This is a genomic window from Sphingorhabdus sp., assembly GCF_046596595.1.
GTDB lineage: Bacteria > Pseudomonadota > Alphaproteobacteria > Sphingomonadales > Sphingomonadaceae > Sphingorhabdus_B.
Genome location: NZ_JBKJMB010000070.1, coordinates 1 through 4,264 on the forward strand (window position 1 = coordinate 1; position 4,264 = coordinate 4,264).

Annotated in this window: 3 protein-coding genes; 2 read left to right on the forward strand and 1 reads right to left on the reverse strand. The window is 55.6% G+C overall.

Annotated elements, in window-relative coordinates:
- The first annotated feature begins 153 nt into the window (after positions 1-153).
- Positions 154-1,647 (forward strand): aldehyde dehydrogenase family protein, encoded by a 1,494-nt coding sequence (locus ACLL9E_RS07405; protein ID WP_411291101.1) that lies wholly within the window; start codon positions 154-156, stop codon positions 1,645-1,647.
- 57 nt (positions 1,648-1,704) lie between these two features.
- Positions 1,705-3,159: a carotenoid oxygenase family protein gene (locus tag ACLL9E_RS07410; protein WP_411291102.1), complete on the forward strand. Its 1,455-nt coding sequence runs from the start codon at positions 1,705-1,707 to the stop codon at positions 3,157-3,159.
- A 6-nt stretch (positions 3,160-3,165) separates the two neighbouring features.
- Here ACLL9E_RS07410 and ACLL9E_RS07415 read toward each other — a convergent pair whose 3' ends face one another.
- Positions 3,166-4,251, reverse strand: coding sequence for a L,D-transpeptidase family protein (locus ACLL9E_RS07415; protein WP_411291103.1), 1,086 nt, complete (start codon positions 4,249-4,251; stop codon positions 3,166-3,168).
- Between the last annotated feature and the right edge of the window lie 13 nt (positions 4,252-4,264).

Below are 4,264 nucleotides of genomic sequence, written 5' to 3' on the forward strand. Positions count from 1 at the left end.
AGACGAAAAGGATCGGACCAATCAAATGCTGCCAGTTCGGCCATATATTATCTCCATTGTTGCGCGGTCGCTAACCTTTTTGTTCTTTGCGGGCAAGCTGGCAAAACGTCTGTAACCCGTCTATCCGGCAAGCAATCAAACAGGAGAGCTTAGGTGACGTTGCGGACAGATGTAGACAGTATTCTGGAAAAACTCGGCACGCGTGTCACAGGCGAAATGGCTTCGTCCTCGCCAATTGACGGTAGCGAGATTGGTTCGGTCCAGACCGCTTCCCTGCGGGACGTGGATCAAGCCTGCGTAGATGCAAATGAGGCATTTCATGTCTGGCGCAAGGTTCCGGCCCCGCGTCGCGGCGAACTTGTCCGCTTGTTCGGAAATGCGCTGCGGGAACATAAGGATGATCTCGGACGTCTCGTGACCCTTGAATGTGGGAAGCCCATTTCGGAAGGCCTTGGCGAAGTTCAGGAAATGATCGACATTTGCGACTTCGCCGTTGGCCTGTCGCGCCAGTTGCATGGTCTGACGATCGCCAGCGAACGTCCCGGTCACCGGATGATGGAACAATGGCATCCATCAGGTCCGGTCCTTGTCATTTCCGCATTCAATTTTCCCGTGGCCGTCTGGGCATGGAACGCGGCGCTCGCACTCGTTTGCGGCAACAGCGTCATTTGGAAGCCTTCAGAAAAAACGCCGCTGACGGCTGTTGCGGTTCAGGCCATTTTTGAACAGGCCGTCAGCGCTTTCGGCGATGCGCCATCGAACCTGTCGCAAGTCGTGCAGGGGGGACGCGAGGTCGGGGCAGCGTTGGTTGCTGACCCGCTTATTGCCTTGATTTCTGCAACAGGAAGCACCGAAATGGGGCGAAAAGTCGGGCAGGTTGCCGCAGCGCGCTTTGCCAAAACCATTCTCGAGCTTGGCGGCAACAACGCGGTAATCATAAGCGACAAGGCCGATCAGGCTTTAGCGCTGCGCGGCGTTTTGTTCTCGGCATTTGGTACAAGCGGCCAGCGATGCACGAGCCTACGGCGCATGTTCGTGCATGAATCAGTCTATGACGACTTTGTCGCAGCGCTCAGGACCGCCACCGCGACGATGGCAGTGGGTGATCCGCTCGACAGCAACAATCTTGCAGGGCCGTTGATTGACGAGCAGGCTTTTGCATCGATGCAAGCTGCGCTCGATGAGGCAAGGGCGTTGGGCGCGCATATCGCGGGCGGCGACCGCTTGGCGATGAACGGGGCTTATGTTCGCCCAGCGCTTGTTGAGATGGCCGCCCATGCTGGGCCTGCGCTAAGGGAGACATTTGCCCCGATTCTGTACATCTTCCGTTACCAAGAGCTAGGCGAGGCGATTGCCCTTCAGAACAGCGTTGGGGCAGGGCTGTCTTCATCGATTTTCTCCACGGACATCCGCGAATGCGAGCTTTTCCTGTCCGCAGAAGGAAGTGATTGCGGCATCGCTAATGTCAATATCGGAACGTCCGGCGCGGAAATTGGCGGTGCCTTCGGTGGTGAAAAAGAAACCGGCGGCGGCCGCGAGTCGGGTTCTGACGCCTGGAAGGCTTATATGCGGCGGGCGACCAACACGATAAATTACTCCAATGATCTCCCACTTGCGCAAGGGGTGACTTTCGACCTACCTTCGTAACCATGCCATCATCCTGATACAAGTTCAGGATGACGAGGGACGGGATAGGAGAGCAGCATGAAGGTTGAAAAATTGCCGCCAGTGAAAGCTACGCTGCAACCAAGCAACCATCCTTATCTCAATGGAGCCTGGACGCCGCAGCATGAAGAGGTGACGGCAACTGATCTTGAGGTAATTGAGGGGCAGATTCCCGACGACATTGACGGCATCTATTTGCGCAATACCGAAAACCAGTTGCATCAGCCACTTGGCCGCTATCATCCCTTTGATGGGGATGGCATGATCCACCAGATTGATTTTTCAGGCGGCAAGGCCAGCTACCTGAACCGCTTCGTCCGCACCCGCTGCTTTCAGGCCGAGCAGGATGCGGGTGGCTCCTTGTGGGGCGGGCTGATGGATCGGTCAGATGTATCCAAGCGCCCCGGCTTTGGCGCGCATGGCAGCCTCAAGGATTCATCAAGCACAGACGTCATTGTTCACGCCGGTAAGGCAGTGTCCACATTCTATCAATGCGGCGAAGGATATGTGCTTGATCCCGTAACGCTTGAGCAAGAAGGCGTTGCTTCTTGGGTACCTCTCGACGGTATTTCGGCGCACCCCAAAGTAGATGAACGAACCGGCGAGCTGCTTTTTTTCAACTATTCCAAGCACGCACCTTACATGCATTATGGTGTCGTCGACCGTAGCGGAAAGCTTGTGCATTATGTGCCCATCCCACTTCCCGGCCCACGCTTGCCGCACGATATGATGTTCACGCAGAATTGGTCGATATTATGCGATTTTCCCTTATTCTGGGATGAGGAGCTGCTGAAGCGAAACGTCCACGTGACGCGGCTGCACGAAGGGCTGCCGTCGCGGTTCGCGCTTATTCCACGATTTGGGCAGCCCGAAGACATTCGCTGGTTCGAAGCTGACCCGACCTTTGTTCTGCACTTTATCAATGCCTATGAAGAAGGCGACGAGGTCGTACTTGATGGCTATTTCGAAGAAGACCCCTATCCGCCACCAATCGAGAATGCCGACGGTTATGGCCATATGATGGCGTATGTCGACGAACATAGTTTCAAGCCTAAGCTTCACCGCTGGCGGTTTAATCTCGCGGACGGCACGACACGCGAAGAGCGGTTGGACGACCGCATTCTGGAATTCGGGATGATGAACCAGCGATATTTAGGGCAGCCTTATCGTTATGCCTATAGCACCACCTCAAAGCCCGGCTGGTTCTTGTTTGACGGGTTTGTGAAGCATGACTTGCTGACGGGCGAGTCATGGCAACTACAGCTTCCTGAGGGGCGCTATGGTAGTGAGGCACCCTTTGCCCCGCGCGTGGGCGCAGTCGATGAGGATGATGGCTACCTCGTCAGTTTTCTGACCGATGAAAACAGCGGGACGTCCGAATGCATCCTGATTGATTGTAAGCGCTTTGCCGACGGACCAATATGCCGGATTGCGCTGCCGCATAAAATCAGCAGCGGGACGCATGCGCATTGGGCAGATCGCTCGGTCCTTTAATCTCGGTTATTTCTGGAAAACCACCTTGGTGCCGGGTTTAACCATTCCAGCCACACGTGCCGCGTCCCAGTTTGTGAGGCGGACGCATCCATGGCTTTCTGCACGACCGATCGAGGTGGGCTCTCCGGTGCCATGAATGCCATAATGCGGCTTTGAAAGGTCAATCCATACAACACCGACCGGGCCATTAGGTCCCGGCTTGAGCAATTGCTTTTCCTTACTGTCGCTGACGTCCCAAAACAGTTTCGGGTTGTAGTGAAATTCCGGGTTTCTTGCGACACCCTTCACGGTCCAGTTGCCGATGGGCAGCGGATCATGCGAACTGCCGGTGGTCACGGGAAACTGGCCAATGGTTTTGCCTTCACCATCAACGGTCCGCAACCAGCCTTCGGATTTATCGACAATGATGCTCTCTATCTCCGGTTGCTCACCGGAAACGCCAAGCGACAGCAACGTCATGTCCCAACCACGGGCTGACAGTTCGGCGCTCGGCGGCGAAGCATCTGAAAGGTTGGGTACGACGATGATCTTGCCAGCGCCGATTTGCGTCTCCCGCGAATTCAGCGCCAACAATGTTTCAGGTGTCGTGTGAAATCGTTCGGCAAGCGCTTCCATCAATGATCGATAGCCAAGCGCGGGCAGATTTGCCTGATCGGCGGCATCGGCTGGAAAATTGGGGTAAAATGTCTGGTTAGCGAACATCGCAGGAATGCGGACCAGTCGAGTCGGCGCGGTGACATTCGCTTTGGCCAGTGCGGCCATCGTGGCTTCGTCCAGGGCACCTGTTTCTCCAAGGCCGTTCGCCTTCTGAAAACCTTTTAGCGCGAGTTTCAAGGACTCGCCGTTTTTGCCGTCCAGCACTCCGGGCGAAAAGCCAAGCCGGTCGAGGGCCAATTGAACGGACAACATTTCCAGAGACTTTGGCAGTGATGGCACGCTACCCTGCACTTCAGTGAATTTCAGAAGGTCACGCGGGTCAGAGACCTCACTTCCCTCTTCCGATGCTGTCCGCTGTTCTTTATCGTTGGAGCTGTCATTGCGATCACACGCAGCAAGCGTGCCCATTGCGAGGAGCAAGGCGAAATATTTCAAGAGTTTTGGCTTT

What these genes read in the sequence shown, in the direction of transcription:
- ACLL9E_RS07410 (WP_411291102.1), top strand. Translation starts at nt 1,705, where the DNA reads ATGAAGGTTGAAAAATTGCCGCCAGTGAAAGCTACGCTGCAACCAAGC.